This window comes from Sphingomonas cavernae (assembly GCF_003590775.1).
Lineage (GTDB): Bacteria > Pseudomonadota > Alphaproteobacteria > Sphingomonadales > Sphingomonadaceae > Sphingobium_A > Sphingobium_A cavernae.
Genome location: NZ_QYUM01000004.1, coordinates 768,690 through 786,662 on the forward strand (window position 1 = coordinate 768,690; position 17,973 = coordinate 786,662).

The window sequence follows — 17,973 nt, forward strand, 5'->3', positions numbered from 1 at the left end:
ATTAACGGCAGTAACGCACGCGCACGCGCCGATCGTAATAGGGATCATAGACCCAGCGCTTCGCGCAGCGGCGATAGTCATTCCGATAGCGATAAGGCCGATCGTAATAATAACGATCATATTCGTTATAATAGGGCCGATCGTAATAATATCGCCGGTCGTAGTTATAGCGGTAGCGATAGCGCGGATAATAGGGCCGCTCGTAATAATAGCGGTCATAATAGCGATTGCGCGACGACGACGCGAGTGCAGCGCCAATTGCCAGACCCACGACGCCCGCCGCGATCGCCACGCCCGCGTCATCGTCGTCGCGGTAATAGCGTCGGGCTTCTGCTGGGCTCGCGCTCGCCGCAAGCACGGCGGCGCCGACGCCCAGCGTCACGGCCTTGAGGCCGAGATTCAACATGCCAGTCTCCCGTCCTTCCGTCCCCTTTCGAGAAGGGCGTCGGCCGACTCGCGGGCCGGCACGGCGTCCAGGTCACGGACAGGCTAGAGACAGGCGGCTGAACCCGCGAGGAACCCGAAATTCATCGGAGGTTCAGCCGGAGATCGGCGTCAGGCCGCCTTGGCGCGGTTGGCCTTTTTGCGCTCATGCGGGTCGAGATGGCGCTTGCGCAGGCGGATCGACTTGGGGGTCACCTCCACGAGCTCGTCGTCATCGATATAGGCGATCGCCTGCTCGAGCGTCATCTTCCACGGCGGGGTCAGACGGATCGCATCATCCTTGCCGCTCGCCCGGAAGTTGGTGAGCTGCTTGGACTTCATCGGATTGACTTCGAGATCCTCGGTCTTGGCGTTCTGACCGATGATCATGCCTTCGTAGAGCGCCTCGCCCACGCCGACCATCAGCACGCCGCGCTCTTCGAGCGGGCCGAGCGCATAGGCGTTGGCTTCGCCAGCACCGTTGGAGATCAGCACGCCATTGGCGCGGCCCTCGATATTGCCCTTGTACGGTCCATATTTCTCGAACAGCCGGTTCATGATGCCCGTGCCGCGCGTGTCGGACAGGAATTCGCCATGATAGCCGATGAGGCCGCGCGAAGGAGCGGAGAAGGTGATGCGGGTCTTGCCGCCGCCCGAGGGACGCATGTCGGTCATCTCGGCCTTGCGGACCGACATCTTCTCGACGACCGTGCCCGAATGCTCGTCATCGACGTCGATCACGACGGTCTCATAGGGTTCCTCGCGGCCATTCTCGCCATCGCGGAACAGCACGCGCGGCCGCGAGATGCCGAGCTCGAAACCTTCGCGGCGCATCGTCTCGATGAGCACGCCAAGCTGGAGCTCGCCGCGGCCGGCAACTTCAAAGCTGTCCTTGTCCTCGCTTTCGGTCACCTTGATCGCCACGTTCGATTCGGCTTCACGCGCCAGGCGATCACGGATCATGCGGCTGGTCACCTTGGTGCCCTCGCGGCCCGCCATCGGCGAATCGTTCACCGCGAAACGCATCGAGAGCGTTGGCGGGTCGATCGGCTGGGCGTGGAGCGGCTCGCTGACCGAAGGATCGGCGATGGTGTTCGCCACGGTGGCGGTGGTGAGGCCGGCGATCGAGATGATGTCGCCCGCCTTCGCTTCGTCCACGGGCACGCGCTCGAGCCCGCGGAACGCCATGAGCTTGGAGGCGCGGCCGGTCTCGACCACATTGCCGTCGGGATCGAGCGCATGGATCGGCATGTTGGTCTTCACCGTGCCGGAAAAGACCAGGCCGGTGAGAATGCGGCCGAGGAAGTTGTCGCGATCGAGCAACGTCACCAGGAACTTGAACGGTCCGTCGGGATCGGCCGAAGGTGCGGGAACATGCTCGACGATCTTCTTGAACAGCGGCTCCAGCGTGCCTTCGCGCGCCGTGGGATCGTCGCTGGCATAGCCGTTGCGGCCCGAGGCGAAGAGAACCGGGAAATCGAGCTGCTCGTCGGTGGCGTCGAGGCTGACGAACAGGTCGAACACTTCGTCGAGCACTTCCTGGGTGCGCTCGTCCGCACGGTCGATCTTGTTGACGACGACGATGGGCTTCAGGCCCAGCGCCAGCGCCTTGCCCGTAACGAACTTGGTCTGCGGCATCGCGCCTTCGGACGAATCGACCAGCAGGATCACGCCATCGACCATCGAGAGGATGCGCTCCACCTCGCCGCCGAAATCGGCGTGGCCCGGGGTATCGACGATATTGATCCGCGTGGATTCGCCCGCACCGCCGTCCCACTCGATCGACGTGCACTTGGCCAGAATCGTGATCCCGCGTTCCTTTTCGAGATCGTTCGAGTCCATCGCACGCTCTTCGATGCGCTGGTTGTCGCGGAAGGTGCCCGACTGGCGGAAAAGCTGGTCAACGAGCGTGGTCTTGCCATGATCGACGTGCGCGATGATGGCCACATTGCGGAGGCTCATTCAGGAGTCCTGATGCTTTGAGAAAAAGGGTCGGGCGCGCCCATAGCGCATTTGTTGCATCGCGGAAAGAGCGGAACGCGACCTTTGGTCAGTCGTCGCCGTCCTGAAGGGCAAGGCGGAGCCTCTCGGCATCGTACAGCGATCTGGGCTCGTCGCGGCGAAGCGCGGGAATCCAGTCTTCGGCGCCCTGCTCCCAATGCTCCAGCCGCGCCGAAGTCCGGCTATCGCCGCGATCGAGCGCGTGCTGGATGGCGAGCAGGTCGCGGTCGGCGGTGCGCAGTGTGCGGCGATGCCGTTCGAAGGCGGGGCCCGGATAACGCTCGTCGATCAGGCCGAGCGCCGTGCGCATCGCGGAGAGCATCAGCCGCGCGGTTGCGCGATCCTCTAGCGCGAGCGCCTGCAGTGCCGCGCCGCGCGCGCGCGCAATGTCGTCGAGCTGGTCGGCGAGCGCGATCGCCGTTTCGGCGCCACACGAGCGTCCATCGATCGCGCGGACATAGGCTACGACGCCATCGAGGACGCGCTCGGGCGGTTCGGCGCCGTCGAATTCCTCGACGATTAGGCCGCGGATGAAATCGCGCAGCGCCGTGCCCCCGGCGTCGCGCGGGATCTTTCCCGGCAGCGCCAGATCGGGGATCGGCACCGGATCGAAGCGCTGGTTGCCGCGATGCGAACTCATCAGCGACGAGGTGACATCGGCAGTGCCCGGCGCGCCCGAAAGGCCTGCAAACAGGAAATCAGGATTGCCGCGCCCCGCGCGGTGGCAGCTTTCGCACGACAGCCCCGCGCGTGCCGCCTGCCCCCCGAGCAGCAGCGGCGTGCGGAAGGCGGCGCGGCCGATTTCGGCGGATGCGCGCTGTTGCGGATCCCCGGGAGGAACGAAGCATTCCGCAGGACGCTCGCTCAGCGCCCGAATGCGCGCCTCGGGCGCCAGCCAGCGCGCCGCGCGTAGCTCGGGCGCGGGCGTGGCGGCCGCAGCCGCCTGACACAGCGCTAGCGCCGCACCCAGTTTCAGGAGCCGGATGCGCGTGCCGCGGCGATCCACCGCCGCAGTTCCTCCGCCTCCTGACAGCCGAAATCGCACACTGCATCGAGCTGGGCGAGCTTGCGCTCCGCCCCGGCAAGATCTCCGCGCTCGACCATGAGCTCGCCATAATATTCGGTAGCGCCGCGGTGCTTCGGCGCGATCGCGAGCGCGGTGCGGTAATAATCCTCTGCCATCGCGTACCGCTTCAGCTTGCGGTTGGCGAAGCCGAGATAGGTGAGGATGTCGGGATGCGGGCCAAAGGCGCTCTGCGACGCCGTGAGCGCGGCGATCGCGTCTTCGTAACGATGCTCGTTAATCAGCGCCACGGCATCGAGATAGGCACCATCGCCCGCCGCTGCGCTCATGAACGCAGCCCCGGGGGTGCTTTCCATCCGCGCCTGCGGTCCCGCGGTGATCGCCGCCGAAACCGCATCGACCGCCGTTTGCAGATCGGCCGCCTGCGCGCAGCTTCCGCCGCACGCGGCCTGTTTCTGCTTGAGCATGTCGAGCTGCGCCTGCGCCTTCGCCTGATCGCCCAGTTTGGCGTGCGCGACGCCCAGCTCGCCCTGCGCAGGAACAAGATCGGCGTTGTATTTCACCGCCTTCTCGAAAAGCCCGCGCGCACGCTTCACATCGCCCTCACCGGCGTGCGCGAGACCTGCGAGATAATTGGAATTGGCGTCCTTGGGTACAGCCCTGACAACACGGTCGAGCGCCTTGCGCGCGGCCTTGTAGTCCTTCGCGCCCAGCGCCTCGATGCCCTTGCGATAATCCTCGGCGGGATCATAGCTCGGCGCGCTGGCGCTGGGCATCGAGCCACCGCCGCCGCCGCCTCCCGCTGCGATTACTGCACTTCCCGACCACGCAAGCGCCGCTGCCAGCACAATGCGGCCAGCCGTCCACATGCCACGCATTGCCAGATCCTCTCCATGAAAGATCGCGATGACCGGAACTAGCACAAATCGCCTCTTGCGCCAACGCAATGGGACCGACAGGGTCGCGCCGATGGACGATGCAGCAGCTCCGATAGTTCGCGCATGACGACGCTCGCGGCAGCGTTTAAGCGCCTGATTCCCGACCGTTTCCTGCTGATTTTGATCGCGACGGTGATTGCGGCCTCGCTGCTCCCGGCGCGGGGGAGTGCTCTGGAGGCAATTGGCGCGGTCTCAACCGCCGCGATCTTCACGCTGTTCTTCATGCATGGCGCAAGGCTCAGCCATCAGTCGGTGCGCGATGGGCTCAGGCGTTGGCGGCTGCAACTCGCGATCCTCGGCTTCGGCTATGGGATCATGCCGCTGTTCGGACTCGGCTTTTCGCAGCTTCTCGACGGCTGGGTGAGCCCCGGCCTGGTGCTCGGCATCATCTTCCTGACGGTATTGCCGACCACGGTGCAATCCTCGATCGCCTATAGCTCGATCGCCGGAGGCAATGTGGCTGGCTCGGTGATCGCAGCAGCGGGATCGAACCTGCTCGGCGTGGTGCTGACGCCACTGCTGTTCGCAGCGCTCGCAAGCACGCAGGGCGGCGATGCCGGATTGTCCGCGATCGGCAAGATCATGCTTCTGCTGCTCCTGCCCTTTTGCTTGGGTCAGTTTGCACAGCGCTTCGTCGCGGGCTGGATCGAACGACACCGCGCGCTCGTCGGCTTTCTCGACAAGCTGACGATCGTGCTCGCGGTCTATGTAGCCTTTTCCGAGGCAGTCACGGGTGGGATCTGGCAGCGCGTCTCGGGAGAGGAACTTGCCATCGTCACGGCGGCTGTGACCGCGCTGCTCGCGCTGGCCTTTGCGTGCTCCTGGGGCCTCGGCGCGCTGCTGGAGAAGCCGCGCAGCGACCGCATTACGCTGCTGTTCTCGGGATCGCACAAGAGCCTCGCCACCGGCGCGCCGATGATCCGCGTCCTCTTTGCGGGGCCGGAGGCGGGCGCGATACTGCTCCCGCTGATCCTCTATCACCAATTGCAGTTGATGCTTTCGGCCGTTCTTGCGGGCCGGCTGGCGCGAAACGCGACCGCCCCGTCACCCTGAACTTGTTTCAGGGTCCATGAACACCGACCGTGCCGATCTTGCGCCGGCAGTGTTCATGGATGCTGAAACAAGTTCAGCATGACGAAGAAGGGAAGCTACATCCGTCATGCTTGAATAACACAGCGTTTCCCTCCATCTTGGCCGCGCAAGGGCAGGAGGATTTGAATGGCTGATGAAACCTTGGTTGCGGAAGAACTGAAGCTTTCCGCGCCCGAGCCCGTTGCACCGATCGCGCCCGAAAAGGCGGCAGGGCTTGTCCCGCTCGAGGATGGACAGAAATCCAAGCTCGACGAGAAGGTGGAAGCCTTCATCGCCGATCTCGTCGCGCAGGATGCCAACAGCCCCGAATTCGGCGCGCGCGTCGACCAGATCACCAATATGGGCCGCAAGGAAATCGCGGACGCCGCGGGCCAGTCCAACCGCTTCCTCGACCGCCCCGTGCGCGCCATGGATCAGGAATCTGGCGTCGGCAGCGATCTTGCCGAACTGCGCCGCACCGTGGAGGACCTCGATCCGGGCCGCCGCGGCAATCTGATGGCGCCGCGCAAGATTTTCGGAATCATTCCCTTCGGATCGAAGCTCCGCAACTATTTCGACGGCTACAAGTCGGCGCAGGGGCATATTTCGGCGATCCTTGCACGGCTTGGCTCGGGCAAGGACGAATTGCTCAAGGACAATGCGGCGATCGCGGTCGAACGTCAGAATCTCTGGGCTGCGATGGGCCGTCTCGAGCAGATGATCCACGTTTCCAAGACACTCGACGCGAAGCTCGAGGACAAGGCGATGGAGCTGGAGTCCACGGATCCCGCCAAGTCCAAGGCGATCCGCGAAACCGCGCTTTTCTATGTCCGCCAACGCACCACCGACCTGCTGACGCAGATGGCGGTGACGGTGCAGGGCTATCTCGCGCTCGATCTGGTCAAGAAGAACAATGTCGAGCTGGTAAAGGGCGTCGACCGCGCCTCGACCACCACCGTCGGCGCGCTCCGCACCGCGGTTACCGTCGCGCAGGCACTGACCAACCAGAGGCTCGTGCTCGACCAGATCACCGCGCTCAACACGACGACCGCGAAGATCATCGACAGCACGGGCGAACTCCTCAAGACGCAGACCGCGACGATTCACGAGCAGGCAGCCTCATCGACGATCCCGCTCGAGACGCTCCAGCGCGCCTTCCAGAATATCTACGACACCATGGACAATATCGACGCGTTCAAACTGAAGGCGCTCGATTCGATGAAGACGACGGTCAACACGCTCTCCAACGAGGTCGAGAAGTCCAAGGGCTATATTGCCCGGGCCGAGGGTGCGGCGCAGAGTTCAACGGGCGGCGGATCGTCGCCGTTGCTCAGCGCGATAGAGGCCTGATGCGATGGTCACCGATGTCGATCGCGCGATCGAACGCGCCGGTGCGCTGATCGGGCGGCTGTCGCCACAGGCGCAGCGGCTCCAGCAACGTGTGCGCCAGAAGCGGCGCGCGCATTTCCTGAAGAAGCTGGGCCGCGTCGTTATCGCGGGCGGCGCGATCATGGTTGCCTCGGCGCTATTCGGGCTGTTCTTCGCGCCGATCGGTTCCACGGGCGTGATGCTCGCGGTGGGCTTGTGGATTCTCGCGGCGTGGGTGCTGCTCGTCTATCCCAGTTTTCCCGAGGCGAGCACCGAAACGCTCGTCCAGACCGATCTCAAATATCTCCCCGCGCAGACCGAAGTATGGCTGGCGAGCCAGCGCAAGGCGCTCCCCGCGCCTTCGCAACGGCTGCTCGACGGGATCGGCGTACGTCTCGAAACCCTCGCGCCGCAGCTCCAGACGATCGATCCGCGTGAGCCGGCCGCGGTTGAGGTGCGCAAGATCCTCTCCGATCATCTTCCCGAACTGGTCAATGGCTATAAACGTGTCCCCGAACCCATGCGCCGCGAGCGTCAGTCTACCGGCCAGACTCCCGACCAGCAGCTCGAGGCCGGCCTCAAGTTGATCGACGAGGAGATCGGAGAGATGACGCGCAACATCGCAGCGGGCGATCTCGACAAGCTCGCGACGCAGGGCAAGTTCCTCGAGCTCAAATATCGCGGCATGGACGGTGTCGAGAGCTAGCGTATGTCCTGTTGAGATTGAAGCAGTGCCGTCACCCTGAACGTGTTTCAGGGTCCATGCCCGGGCCTTCGCGAGGTCACCGGCATCAATGGATGCTGAAACAAGTTCAGCATGACGATTCAATCCTTTCAGGACACGCTCAAGAAGCCGGGGCGTATCCCGCCTCAGATGCTATTTGTTCCTGGCCAGAACTTCGTCGCAGGTCTTGTTGGTGGACGCGCCCTTGCCGATAACGTGCCCGGCAAGCGCGCCTGCACCCGCGGCCAAAGCGGTCTCACCAAGATTGCCGCCAGCGATCAGGCCGGTTCCAGCGCCCGCGGCGGTGCCCGCGATCGCCCCCGTCTTGCCGCCTTCCTTGCGCTTGAGCAGGCAATAGCGAACATCGTCGCGGTCGCCCGGCGCCGCACGCGCCACGCGCGCCTCGTCCTTCTGGCTGAGCTTCGCCGCGACGGCCGGCTCGGCCACCAGCGCAAGCAGAATCAGGCTTGAGGCATAATGCGCGATCTTGTTCATCGGGTCGGTCCTCCTTGACGGCGCACGGTTCGGCGGCGGCAGGCCATGACGATGCCGGCTACGCTGCCCGTACCGCAATTTTACGCGCAATAGCATAGGATGGCGAGATTTTTCCGATGCGCTCCTGCGCCGCCTCTCTGCCGGTCATTGCCTCATATCACCGGCTCGATGTTCGACTGCGGCGATACCAATGATCTGGGCGACGCCCTGACCGATGCGCTAAGGGGGCCTTCTGCTGATCAGGAGGCATATGTGCTGTTGAACGAGACCCAGACCGCCATCCGCGACGCCGTACGCGATTTCGCGCAGGCCGAGCTGCGACCGAATTCTGCCGAATTTGAGCGGGCCGGGGGCTATCCGCCCGAATTGTTCACCCAGCTCGCAGACCTCGGCCTCATGGGCATGATCGCCCCCGAATCGGCGGGAGGCGTCGGGGCCGACTATGTCTCCTATGCGCTCGTGCTGATGGAACTCGCGGCGGGCGACGGCGCATTGTCGACCATCGTCTCGATCCAGAACAGCCTGATCGTCTCTGGCATCATCAAGGATGGGACGCCCGAGCAGCAGGCGCGTTTCCTGCCCGATCTGATCGCGGGCAAATGCATCGGCGCCTTCGCGCTCACCGAAACCGATGCGGGATCGGATGCTTCGGCGATCCGCACGCGCGCGACGAAGACCGACGGCGGATATATCCTCAACGGCGCCAAGCAATTCATCACCTCGGGCAAGATCGGCGGGCTGGCGATGGTGATCGCGGTGACCGACCCCGATGCCGGCAAGCGCGGCATCTCGGCCTTTCTCGTTCCCACCGACCGGCCGGGCTATTCGGTCGACAAGGTCGAGCACAAGATGGGCCAGGGCGCGTCGGACACCTGCGCGATCCGCTTCGAGGACGTGTTCATCGAAGATGATCTCCGCCTCGGCGCGGAGGGCGAAGGTTATCGCATCGCGCTCTCCAATCTGGAAGCGGGGCGCATCGGCATCGCCGCGCAGTGCGTCGGCATGGGGCAGGCCGCGCTCGATATCGCGGTCGGCTATGCCAAGGAGCGCAAGAGCTTTGGCCAGCCGATCATCCAGCATCAGGCGGTTGGCTTCCGCCTGGCCGATCTGGCGGCAAAGCTTGAGGCCGCGCGACAGCTCGTGCTCTCGGCCGCAGCGATGAAGGATGGCGGCCTGCCCTGCCTCACCCAGGCCTCCATGGCCAAGCTCGTCGCCTCGGAAACCGCCGAGGCCGTGTGCTCGGGCGCGATCCAGACGCTTGGGGGCTATGGCTATCTCGAGGAGTTCGGCGTCGCAAAGATCTACCGCGACGTCCGCGTCTGCCAGATTTACGAGGGCACGTCGGACATCCAGCGGCTGGTCATCGCGCGCGCGCTGTGATCGCTCAGCTAAAGCTGAAATTCACGGGCGCCGGATCCCCCTGCCCGTCGAATACCTGATCGCGATAGGGACCGTCACGATCGACCCAGTGCAGGAAGAGGTGCGCTGACCACGCATTCGGGTTGGGCGTGATCCGCCCATGCCGGTGGTGCACGCCCTGATACAGCACCGCATCGCCCACCTGCATCGGGATGGCGGCATAGTCCTCGGCGCCGAAATCGGGATCGATTTTGGCGGAGGGGTCGGTGCGCCGCTTTTCCAGCTCGAGGTCCCAGACCTCGCCGTCGCTATAGTCCAGCGTCAGCGACAGGCTGTGCTCGCACGCTTGGCGGTCCGAATGGACGCGGCAGACGTCGCCTTCGCGATAGATACGGAAATAGTCGTAGGTGGGCAGCAGGTCACGTCCCGTGATCTCGCGCATGATCGAGGTCAGCCCCCACAGAAAGAAGCGCATCGGCTTGTAGTGATTGCCATAAATCTCGAAGGCGGGACGGTTGAGCAGGTTCACCTTGTCGGTCACGCCGCTGAGCGGGATCGCTCCGGGGCCCATGTCGTGCTTCAGGTCCTGCAGGAAGGCGCGCGCGACCTCGGGCGGAATCAGGCCCTTGAGATGTGCGTAGCCATGTTCGTGATAACCGCTCGCGTCCATGTGGCAGCGCTATAACGGACAACGGGCGCGTGCAAGCTCAGCCGAACAGCCCCGCCAGCATATAGAAGGCCGCACCGATCAGCGCCGCGGCAGGGAGCGTCACGACCCACGCGACGACGATGCTGCTCGCAACGTTCCAGCGCACCGCCGACAGGCGGCGCGAGGCGCCTACGCCGACGATCGCGCCGGTAATGGTGTGCGTGGTGGAGACGGGAACGCCGAGCCAGGTGGCCGCAAACAATGTGATCGCGCCGCCAGTTTCCGCGCAGAACCCCTGTGCGGGCGTGAGGCGCGTGATCTTGGAGCCCATGGTGTGGACGATCTTCCAGCCGCCAAAGAGCGTGCCCAGCCCCATCGCCGCCTGGCACGAGATCACCACCCAGAAAGGCACATGGAAGCTGCCGCCGAGCATACCCTGCGAATAGAGCAGCACCGCGATGATCCCCATCGTCTTCTGCGCGTCATTGCCGCCATGCCCCAGTGAATAGAGCGAGGCCGAGACGAGCTGGAGCTTGCGGAACCAGCGATCGGCGATCTGCGGCGTCGCGCGCAGGAAGGTCCAGGAAACGATCAGGACGAGCAGCAGCGCGAGCATCAGCCCGATCGCGGGCGAGAGCACGATCGCGGCGGTGGTCTTGAAAACCCCGCTCCACACGACAGCGGCCAGCCCCGCCTTTGCGGTGCCCGCACCCAGAAGACCGCCGATCAGCGCATGGCTGCTGCTCGAGGGGATGCCCAGCGCCCAGGTGATGAGGTTCCAGCATATCGCACCCATCAGCGCGCCGAAGATTACCGAGGCGTCGATCACATCGGCGCTGACGATCCCCTTGCCCACCGTTTCAGCGACGTGGAGGCCGAAAAACAGGAAGGCGATGAAGTTGAAGAACGCCGCCCACGCCACCGCGTAATGCGGGCGCAGCACGCGCGTCGATACGATGGTCGCGATCGAATTGGCCGCGTCGTGCAACCCGTTGAGGAAGTCGAAGAGCAGGGCGACGCCGATCAGCGCGACGAGCAGCGGAAAGGCCAGTGTTGCGTCCATGGAGCGGCGCGCGTCAGGCGTGGTCGATGACGAGACCCTGGATCTCGTTCGCGACGTCCTCGAAACGGTCGGTCACCTTCTCCAGATGGCTGTAGATCTCGCGCCCGACGATGAAGCCCATCGGATGCGTCTCGCCTTCCTTCTTGTAAAGCGCCTTCAGCCCCGCCTCGTGGATCTCGTCGGCATGGCCCTCCAGCCGCACGAGCCGCTCGGTCAATTCATGCAGTCGCGCGGAATTGTTGTTGAGCGAGCGCAGCAGCGGCATCGCCTCGGCGGTGATGCGCGCGGCTTCTACGATGATCGCGCTCATGTCCTGCATCTGCGGCGCGAATTCGGTAACCTCGAAGAGCTGGATCGCCTTGGCGGTCTGGTTCATCTGGTCGATCGCATCGTCCATTACGCCGATCAGCCCGGTGATTGCGCTGCGATCGAAGGGCGTAATGAAGGTACGGCGGACATCCTGCAACACGTCGCGGATGATGTCGTCTGCCTCATGCTCGCGGTCGAAGATCTCGCGGCAATGTTCGGCCATGTCGGGGCCGCCCTTCAGGAGCTTGGCGAGCGCATCGGCGCCCGCAACCAGCGTTGTGGCATGATCTTCGAATTGCTCGAAGAATCGGCCCTGCTTGGGCATGAGAGCCTGGAACCAGCGCAGCATTGGAATTCTTTCTCCCCCCTGGAAACGCAGCCACAGAATCGCGCGCAACAGCGCGCCGGGCTCTTTAGGCGGCTCACGAAAAGCCGCAATGATGGATTTCAGATCGGGCTCTTCGACCGCGTTGGCTGCCTCGGGCACCGAGAACCAGCGCTGGTCGCGCTCGTCGCGCTCGGGCCAGTCAGTCGACTGACCGGTCACCGCGAGCGGAAATACGTCAACCGTGGCAGTGCGCGCGCTGCCGTCACGGCGGCGCTTGCGATAGCTGTAGCGGCCGAGGGGTGCCGGGCAGGCGATGCCCGCAATACCGGCTTCCTCGAATGCCTCGTGCTCGGCGGCGCGGTGCGCGGCGAGCCCCTTGATCGGATTTCCCTTGGGAATCACCCAGCGGCGCGTCTCGCGCGAGGTGATCAGCAGGATGCGCATGCTCCCGCTTTCGTCCATCGTATAGGGCAAGGCGGCGATCTGCCGGATGGTATGAGCTCCCGCGACTGTAACGGAACTGTCATCAATCCGTCATGCAGTTGCAGCATGTGCAACGGGATGCGCCAGCCCGCAAGGCCTAGTTACAGGCGCCCGGAAAAGCGCCAGAATCCGGTCTAGTCCTCGCGCCGCCCCTTGAAGCCCTGCGCGATCACGTACCATTCGGACGAATCCTTGCGGCTCGCGGGGGGTTTGGCGTGCTTCACCGTCGCGAAGTTGCGCTTGAGCATCGCCAGCAGTTCATGGTCGGTTCCGCCCGCGAAGACCTTGGCGACATAGGTGCCGCCGGGCTCGAGCACATCCACCGCAAAATACGCCCCCGCCTCGACCAGCGCCATGGTGCGCAAGTGATCGGTCTGCGCATGGCCGACGGTATTGGCCGCCATGTCGGACATCACCAGGTCGGCGGGCCCGCCGAGCGCGTCGCTCAGCATTTCGGGGGCGCGTTCGTCCATGAAATCCATCTGAAAGATCGTCACGCCGTCGATCGGATCGGTCGGCAGCAGGTCGATCCCCACGATCGCCGCGCCGGGAACCACCTTTCGCGCAACCTGGCTCCAGCCGCCGGGCGCGATGCCGAGGTCGACGATCCGCTTCGCGCCCTTGAGCAGCCCGAATTTCTGGTCGAGCTCGACGAGCTTGTACGCTGCGCGGCTGCGATAGCCCTCGGCCCTGGCCTTGCGGACATAGGGGTCGTTGAGCTGGCGCTCGAGCCAGCGGGTCGAGGCCGCAGTCCGCCCCTTGGCGGTCCGGACGCGCTGGCGCCCGCCAATTCCTCCACGGCTCATTTCGGTTTACCGTCGCGTGCCATCAGCCGTCGCAATATGCCCTCTCGAATCCCGCGATCGGCGACGCCTAGCCGCTCGGCGGGCCAGATGTCGATGATTGCTTCGAGAATCCCGCAGCCTGCAACCACGAGATCGGCGCGCTCGGCGCCGATACAGGGTTGGGTCTGCCGCTCGGCGAGCGTCATGCGCGACAGGCGGTCGCTGATCTTGCGCATCGCGGCGGAAGGCACGATCAGCCCGTCGATCACGCTGCGATCATATGAACTAAGCTCGAGATAGAGGCTGGCAAGCGTCGTGACGGTGCCGCTGGTGCCGAGCAGGCGGATATCGGCTCCGGGATGCGTGGGCAGCCTTGCCGCGAAAGAAGCAAAGCTCTCATGCACGCGCTGCTTCATCCGCGCATACGCTTCCATCCGCGTCGCAAGATCTGGATTGCTCGCCTCGGGCTCATGCTCGGTGAGGGAAACCACGCCCCAGGGCGCGCTCAGCCAGTCGACGATGCGCGGACTGCCCCCCTCGGTCTCGACGAGCACGAGTTCGGTCGAGCCGCCGCCGATATCGAAGACCAGCGCGGGCCCGTCGCCCGGCTCGAGCAGCGCATGGCACCCCATGACCGCAAGCCGCGCCTCTTCCTCTGCGGTGATGATATCGAGCGCGATTCCGGTCTCGCGATAGACGCGCTCGATGAATTCGCGGCCGTTGGATGCGCGCCGGCACGCCTCGGTCGCCACCGATCGCGCCAGCGTAACGTGGCGGCGCTTCAGCTTTTCGGCGCAGACCGAAAGCGCGGAGATCGCGCGCTCGATAGCGGCATCGCTGAGCCGGCCCGACGCGGCCAGTCCCTCGCCCAATCTGACGATTCGGGAAAACGCGTCGATCACGACGAAGCCGTCGCCCTCGGGCTTCGCGATCAGCAGCCTGCAATTGTTGGTGCCGAGATCGAGCGCCGCATAGGCGCGGCGCTGAGGCCAGCGCGCTGTTGCGGGTCGTCTCATGGCCGCATTGCCCAACGAAAAACTGTCGGGCTGCCGCGGCGATGGCAGGGAACTCTCACCCATTGCCGTCAGTCACTCTTATGTTCTCCGGCAGGGATACCGCCGGTACTTGGCACGGAGACTATCGGCAGGTTGGATTTACTGCAAGGCGGCGTTGACAGCGCGCGACGAGCCGCCTATTTCGCGCGTCCGCACTGCCCCGTCGTCTAAAGGTAAGACTACGGACTCTGACTCCGTCAATCGAGGTTCGAATCCTCGCGGGGCATCCAGCGTTTCCTTCAAGTCAGCGGTTTGTCGCACAATGTCGCGCACGGCGTTCTTTGCCGTTCCATTCGCGCTGCGCAGCTTCCTTCACATTTTCCGCAATTTCGCGGGCCTCCCCGCACCGTCGCGGAAGGGGGACTGGCCTGGACTTGCCACTGATGAGATGCAGTGCGGCCCAATTCCAACGGTGAGTACCACGCTTGCTACCTCGTTCGGATGCCATCGACATCGGCGGGCAATGCCCGGTTGCCAATGATGCTGGAGGAAGAGCGGAAATGGAAAAATTGTCGAGATGGACGCGTACGTCGATTTGCCGCGCGGCGATCGGTTTCGTAGGCACCGCATCGGTGCTGCTTGGCACAAATCTGCTCGCGCCCGACGCGTCGGCAGCACCGGCCATGCATTATTCCGGAACGTCGATCGCCGCGCACTAGCCGAAGGCCGGCGACTGCCGCTTAGAATCCGATTTGGAGGAAGATGGCCGGTCCCTTGAACTCGTAAGCCACGCGGCCTCGCCAGTTCGCTTTCTCGACATCGACGCGATAGTCGACGTAGCGGTACATCGCGCCGATGCCGACATTCTTGAACGCGCGATACATGATCGCCGCCTGCGAGTTGATCAGACGACCGTCATAGTCGTCGATCTTCAGCGACAGATAGTCGATGCGTCCGTTCAGCGTCACCCTCGGCGCGACCTCAAATGTCGCGAACAGCCCGACCGTGGGCAAGGGCGCGAGGACCGAGCGGCGGCGTGACTGGAACTGCCCTGTCGTATTCCCCACATTTCCCGTCCCTTCAAGCTGGATCTCGAAATCGGTCGCGTGAAGCCCCAGCGCTCCGCCGATTTCGAGATTGTCATTCCGGACAAAGGCATAGCCGAGCGTCAGCCGATACACATCGGTATTGAAACTGCTGGTGACGCTCGCCGCAGCCGGATAGGTGACGCCGTCGAAGGTGATGTCGCGGGCAAGATCGACCGTCCCGTCGCGCCCGAGCGAATAATATTCCGCGCCGATCGAGAAATTGCCCCCTATGCGGACTCCCGCAAAAAAAGCCGGCAGCGTCGAATCATCGTCCAGGCCGAGGTCGGACTCGAGATCTATCTGCGTGCCGATGTTGTTGGCGGTATTGGAAGAGACACTGACATCGGTATCGACCTTGGGGAAATAGGCCGACGCCTCGAGCCAGAAACGATCTTCCAGCGCCTGCGCATTCGCCGGGGCAACATGAAACGCGGCGCAGAGCGCGAAAGCTGTCGTCAGATTTCTGGGTGATAATACGATCATCGGTCGTCTCCCCTGCACGCCGCGTCTATCTACGTCCGGTGTTGGCCGCCGACGCAAGACCCCTTCGGGTACCGGATGCTATCAAGAACGGACCCATTCTAAAAGCCGGAAAAATAACCCCTACGTCTTGACTTCCGCCCGTTTTTTTTGCGCCGGGCCAATGCGTTTTCTTCATTCAGAATGGCACCGGGTCAGGCATGCAACCCATCTTCCTTCCCTTTGAATCAAGCCATTGCTTTAATCCTAAAATAAAATAACCTTGGACTATGACGCAGCAGCCTGCACGTGTGCTGGTGACCGGGGGCGCGACGGGAATCGGGCTCGCCATCGCCCGCGCCTTCCGTGCGGCGGGCCACGACGTGATGATCGCGGGCCGCGACAGCGCACGGCTGGAAGCAAGCGGTTTCGCGCACCTCGCCTTCGACGTCTGCGACGAAATGGCGGTCGCAGAGGCCCTGCGCGCCGCCGGGCCGATCGACATCTTCGTGGCCAATGCCGGCGGGGTCGTGACTGCGCCCGTCCTCACGACCAGCCGGGAAGACTGGGAGCGCATGCTGCACCTCAATCTGACCAGCGTCTGGCTCTGCGCGCGCGCAGCGGTGCCGCCGATGATCGAACGCGGATGGGGCCGCTTCATCGCCGTCGCATCAACCGCCGCGCTCAAAGGCTATGCCTATGCCGGAGCCTACGCCGCCGCCAAGCACGGCGCTCTCGGACTGGTGCGCTCGCTCGCGCTCGAGCTTGCCCAGACCGGCGTCACCGCGAACGCGATCTGCCCGGGCTATACCGACACGCCGATGCTGCGCGACGCGATCGACAAGGTAGTCGACAGAACCGGTCGGTCAGCCGAAGACGCCGCCAGCTTCTTCACCAAGGCCAACCCCATGCGCCGCCTCGTCGCCGCAGAGGAGGTCGCGGGCGCCGCGCTCTGGCTGGCGAGCGATGCGGCCGCTTCGGTCAACGGCCAGGCGATCGCTATCGACGGCGGAGAAACCGCATGACCGACGATCGCGATACACTGCGCGCCTGGCTCCACCTTCTCGGCACCGCCAACGCAATCAAGAAGGGCGTCGACACGCGCCTCCGCCAGCGTTTCGGCACCTCGATCTCGCGCTTCGACGTGCTCGCCGCGCTCGACCGCGCCGATGACGAAGGGCTCACCGCGGGCGGCCTCACCGCATATCTCAAGGTCACCGAAGGCAACACCACGCAGGTTACCGCACCGCTGATCCAGACCGGGCTCGTCCAGCGCACGGTCAGCCCGCGCGACGGCCGCGTCGCGATCTTCCGCCTTACGACCAAGGGCCGGCAGCTCTTCGCGGCGATGGCCGAGGAAAACCGCCGCTGGATCGACGACGCCTTTTCGCGGCTCGCTCCCACCGAGATCGCCCAGCTCCGCACGCTGCTCGCGGCGATCGAGCCGCCGAGCATCGGTCCTGAGCCAGTTCCGCAAGGGCCGACCCCGCCTTCGAGTACCCCGGCGAAGGCCGGGGTCCAGGGTGGCAGGTCGCAGCACCCAGTGACTCCTGGACCCCGGCTTTCGCCGGGGTACCGCCAGATCTAGGCAAGGAAGCCGCATGAACCCCGAAACCTTCAGCCCGAGCGAGTTTAGCTGGACCTTCGATCGGGGCGTCGCGCGGATCGCGCTCGACCGCCCCGAGCGAAAGAACCCGCTCACCTTCCAGTCCTACGCCGAACTCCGCGACACCTTCCGCGCGCTGGTCTACGCAAGGTCCGTGAAGGCGGTCGTGTTCGGCAGCCAGGGCGGCAATTTCTGCTCGGGCGGCGACGTCCACGACATCATCGCGCCGCTCACGAAGATGTCGATGCCTGAGCTGCTCGATTTCACCCGGATGACGGGCGATCTGGTAAAGGCCATGCGCGGCTGCCCCCAGCCGATCATCGCCGCAGTCGACGGGGTCAGCGTCGGTGCGGGCGCGATCATCGCCATGGCCTCGGACATTCGCTACGCCACCCCCGAGGCAAAGACCGCCTTCCTCTTCAACCGCGTCGGGCTCGCGGGCTGTGACATGGGCGCCTGCGCCATCCTTCCCCGTATTATCGGCCAGGGCCGCGCAAGCGAGCTGCTCTTCTTCGGCCGCAGCTTCACCGCGGAAGAGGGCAAAGCGTGGGGCTACTTCAACGACGTCGTGCCCGCCGACAGGCTCGAATCCCATGCCATGGACGCGGCGCGGAAACTGGCCGCAGGCCCCAGCTTCGCCAACGGCATCACCAAGAACCAGCTCAACATGGAATGGGACATGAGCCTCGACACCGCGATCGAGGCCGAGGCGCAGGCGCAGGCGATCTGCATGCAGACCCGCGACTTCGAGCGCGCCTACCGCGCCTTCGCGGCCAAAGAGCAACCCGTGTTCGAGGGCGACTGA

The 17,973-nt window shown here is 64.5% G+C and carries 19 protein-coding genes and 1 tRNA gene; 9 read left to right on the top strand and 11 right to left on the bottom strand.

Annotation, left to right across the window (positions count from 1 at the left end; translation table 11 throughout):
- Position 1: 1 nt before the first annotated feature.
- The 4 genes from D3876_RS18970 to D3876_RS18985 form a co-directional block, all read right to left on the bottom strand.
- Positions 2-406 (bottom strand): hypothetical protein, encoded by a 405-nt coding sequence (locus tag D3876_RS18970; RefSeq protein ID WP_338014351.1) that lies wholly within the window; start codon positions 404-406, stop codon positions 2-4.
- A gap of 149 nt (positions 407-555) precedes the next feature.
- Complete coding sequence (typA, locus tag D3876_RS18975) at positions 556-2,385, bottom strand: translational GTPase TypA (RefSeq protein WP_119765164.1); 1,830 nt, start codon at positions 2,383-2,385, stop codon at positions 556-558.
- A gap of 88 nt (positions 2,386-2,473) precedes the next feature.
- Positions 2,474-3,430: a hypothetical protein gene (locus D3876_RS18980; RefSeq protein WP_119765166.1), complete on the bottom strand. Its 957-nt coding sequence runs from the start codon at positions 3,428-3,430 to the stop codon at positions 2,474-2,476.
- A complete protein-coding gene (locus D3876_RS18985; RefSeq protein ID WP_119765168.1) occupies positions 3,397-4,326 on the bottom strand; it encodes a tetratricopeptide repeat protein in 930 nt (309 codons plus the stop codon). Before D3876_RS18985 ends, D3876_RS18980 begins: the two co-directional genes overlap by 34 nt.
- 123 nt (positions 4,327-4,449) lie before the next feature.
- Between D3876_RS18985 and D3876_RS18990 the strand changes: the two genes are divergently transcribed.
- The 3 genes from D3876_RS18990 to D3876_RS19000 all read left to right on the top strand — a co-directional run bounded on the left by D3876_RS18990 (position 4,450) and on the right by D3876_RS19000 (position 7,531).
- On the top strand, positions 4,450-5,439 hold the full coding sequence (locus D3876_RS18990; RefSeq protein WP_119765170.1) for a bile acid:sodium symporter family protein: 990 nt from the start codon (positions 4,450-4,452) through the stop codon (positions 5,437-5,439).
- A gap of 165 nt (positions 5,440-5,604) precedes the next feature.
- A complete protein-coding gene (locus D3876_RS18995; protein WP_119765172.1) occupies positions 5,605-6,807 on the top strand; it encodes a toxic anion resistance protein in 1,203 nt (400 codons plus the stop codon).
- A gap of 4 nt (positions 6,808-6,811) precedes the next feature.
- Positions 6,812-7,531: a hypothetical protein gene (locus D3876_RS19000; protein ID WP_119765174.1), complete on the top strand. Its 720-nt coding sequence runs from the start codon at positions 6,812-6,814 to the stop codon at positions 7,529-7,531.
- Positions 7,532-7,702: 171 nt separating this feature from the next.
- On the opposite strand, the gene D3876_RS19005 is transcribed toward D3876_RS19000, so the two are convergent.
- The gene (locus tag D3876_RS19005) at positions 7,703-8,044 is read right to left on the bottom strand and encodes a hypothetical protein (RefSeq protein ID WP_119765176.1); all 342 of its coding nucleotides are present in this window, start codon (positions 8,042-8,044) and stop codon (positions 7,703-7,705) included.
- Positions 8,045-8,299: 255 nt separating this feature from the next.
- Between D3876_RS19005 and D3876_RS19010 the strand changes: the two genes are divergently transcribed.
- On the top strand, positions 8,300-9,424 hold the full coding sequence (locus D3876_RS19010; RefSeq protein ID WP_119765726.1) for an acyl-CoA dehydrogenase family protein: 1,125 nt from the start codon (positions 8,300-8,302) through the stop codon (positions 9,422-9,424).
- Between the two features lie 4 nt (positions 9,425-9,428).
- Here the strand turns inward: D3876_RS19010 and D3876_RS20545 are convergent, their stop codons facing one another.
- From D3876_RS20545 to D3876_RS19035, 5 genes are all read right to left on the bottom strand, one after another.
- Positions 9,429-10,073 (bottom strand): hypothetical protein, encoded by a 645-nt coding sequence (locus D3876_RS20545; RefSeq protein WP_182912071.1) that lies wholly within the window; start codon positions 10,071-10,073, stop codon positions 9,429-9,431.
- A gap of 37 nt (positions 10,074-10,110) precedes the next feature.
- Entirely contained in the window at positions 10,111-11,115 is a 1,005-nt protein-coding gene (locus tag D3876_RS19020; RefSeq protein WP_119765180.1) for an inorganic phosphate transporter, read from the bottom strand.
- A 13-nt stretch (positions 11,116-11,128) separates the two neighbouring features.
- Positions 11,129-12,244: a DUF47 family protein gene (locus D3876_RS19025; RefSeq protein ID WP_119765182.1), complete on the bottom strand. Its 1,116-nt coding sequence runs from the start codon at positions 12,242-12,244 to the stop codon at positions 11,129-11,131.
- A gap of 125 nt (positions 12,245-12,369) precedes the next feature.
- Complete coding sequence (locus D3876_RS19030; protein WP_119765184.1) at positions 12,370-13,041, bottom strand: RlmE family RNA methyltransferase; 672 nt, start codon at positions 13,039-13,041, stop codon at positions 12,370-12,372.
- Positions 13,038-14,036: a Ppx/GppA phosphatase family protein gene (locus tag D3876_RS19035; RefSeq protein WP_238475449.1), complete on the bottom strand. Its 999-nt coding sequence runs from the start codon at positions 14,034-14,036 to the stop codon at positions 13,038-13,040. Before D3876_RS19035 ends, D3876_RS19030 begins: the two co-directional genes overlap by 4 nt.
- A 195-nt stretch (positions 14,037-14,231) precedes the next feature.
- Between D3876_RS19035 and D3876_RS19040 the strand changes: the two genes are divergently transcribed.
- Positions 14,232-14,305: transfer RNA gene (locus tag D3876_RS19040), tRNA-Gln, on the top strand.
- Between the two features lie 270 nt (positions 14,306-14,575).
- Positions 14,576-14,734, top strand: coding sequence for a hypothetical protein (locus D3876_RS20550; protein WP_182912072.1), 159 nt, complete (start codon positions 14,576-14,578; stop codon positions 14,732-14,734).
- Between the two features lie 21 nt (positions 14,735-14,755).
- Here the strand turns inward: D3876_RS20550 and D3876_RS19045 are convergent, their stop codons facing one another.
- Complete coding sequence (locus D3876_RS19045) at positions 14,756-15,586, bottom strand: outer membrane beta-barrel protein (protein ID WP_119765188.1); 831 nt, start codon at positions 15,584-15,586, stop codon at positions 14,756-14,758.
- Positions 15,587-15,852: 266 nt separating this feature from the next.
- Here D3876_RS19045 and D3876_RS19050 point away from each other — a divergent pair, with 266 nt between their 5' ends.
- From D3876_RS19050 to D3876_RS19060, 3 genes are read left to right on the top strand one after another with little or no spacing between them, the layout of a single operon-like run.
- The gene (locus tag D3876_RS19050) at positions 15,853-16,587 is read left to right on the top strand and encodes an SDR family NAD(P)-dependent oxidoreductase (RefSeq protein WP_119765190.1); all 735 of its coding nucleotides are present in this window, start codon (positions 15,853-15,855) and stop codon (positions 16,585-16,587) included.
- Positions 16,584-17,150 (top strand): MarR family winged helix-turn-helix transcriptional regulator, encoded by a 567-nt coding sequence (locus D3876_RS19055; RefSeq protein WP_119765192.1) that lies wholly within the window; start codon positions 16,584-16,586, stop codon positions 17,148-17,150. Before D3876_RS19050 ends, D3876_RS19055 begins: the two co-directional genes overlap by 4 nt.
- 13 nt (positions 17,151-17,163) lie before the next feature.
- The gene (locus tag D3876_RS19060; RefSeq protein WP_119765194.1) at positions 17,164-17,973 is read left to right on the top strand and encodes an enoyl-CoA hydratase family protein; all 810 of its coding nucleotides are present in this window, start codon (positions 17,164-17,166) and stop codon (positions 17,971-17,973) included.

Coding starts and splice junctions, on each gene's coding strand:
- D3876_RS19050 (WP_119765190.1), top strand. CDS start 15,853: ATGACGCAGCAGCCTGCACGTGTGCTGGTGACCGGGGGCGCGACGGGA.
- D3876_RS20550 (WP_182912072.1), top strand. CDS start 14,576: ATGGAAAAATTGTCGAGATGGACGCGTACGTCGATTTGCCGCGCGGCG.
- D3876_RS18990 (WP_119765170.1), top strand. CDS start 4,450: ATGACGACGCTCGCGGCAGCGTTTAAGCGCCTGATTCCCGACCGTTTC.
- D3876_RS18985 (WP_119765168.1), bottom strand. CDS start 4,326: ATGCGTGGCATGTGGACGGCTGGCCGCATTGTGCTGGCAGCGGCGCTT.
- D3876_RS18970 (WP_338014351.1), bottom strand. CDS start 406: ATGTTGAATCTCGGCCTCAAGGCCGTGACGCTGGGCGTCGGCGCCGCC.
- D3876_RS18995 (WP_119765172.1), top strand. CDS start 5,605: ATGGCTGATGAAACCTTGGTTGCGGAAGAACTGAAGCTTTCCGCGCCC.
- typA (WP_119765164.1), bottom strand. CDS start 2,385: ATGAGCCTCCGCAATGTGGCCATCATCGCGCACGTCGATCATGGCAAG.
- D3876_RS19005 (WP_119765176.1), bottom strand. CDS start 8,044: ATGAACAAGATCGCGCATTATGCCTCAAGCCTGATTCTGCTTGCGCTG.
- D3876_RS19000 (WP_119765174.1), top strand. CDS start 6,812: ATGGTCACCGATGTCGATCGCGCGATCGAACGCGCCGGTGCGCTGATC.
- D3876_RS19045 (WP_119765188.1), bottom strand. CDS start 15,586: ATGATCGTATTATCACCCAGAAATCTGACGACAGCTTTCGCGCTCTGC.
- D3876_RS19020 (WP_119765180.1), bottom strand. CDS start 11,115: ATGGACGCAACACTGGCCTTTCCGCTGCTCGTCGCGCTGATCGGCGTC.
- D3876_RS19030 (WP_119765184.1), bottom strand. CDS start 13,041: ATGAGCCGTGGAGGAATTGGCGGGCGCCAGCGCGTCCGGACCGCCAAG.
- D3876_RS19060 (WP_119765194.1), top strand. CDS start 17,164: ATGAACCCCGAAACCTTCAGCCCGAGCGAGTTTAGCTGGACCTTCGAT.
- D3876_RS19035 (WP_238475449.1), bottom strand. CDS start 14,036: ATGAGACGACCCGCAACAGCGCGCTGGCCTCAGCGCCGCGCCTATGCG.
- D3876_RS20545 (WP_182912071.1), bottom strand. CDS start 10,073: ATGGACGCGAGCGGTTATCACGAACATGGCTACGCACATCTCAAGGGC.
- D3876_RS19055 (WP_119765192.1), top strand. CDS start 16,584: ATGACCGACGATCGCGATACACTGCGCGCCTGGCTCCACCTTCTCGGC.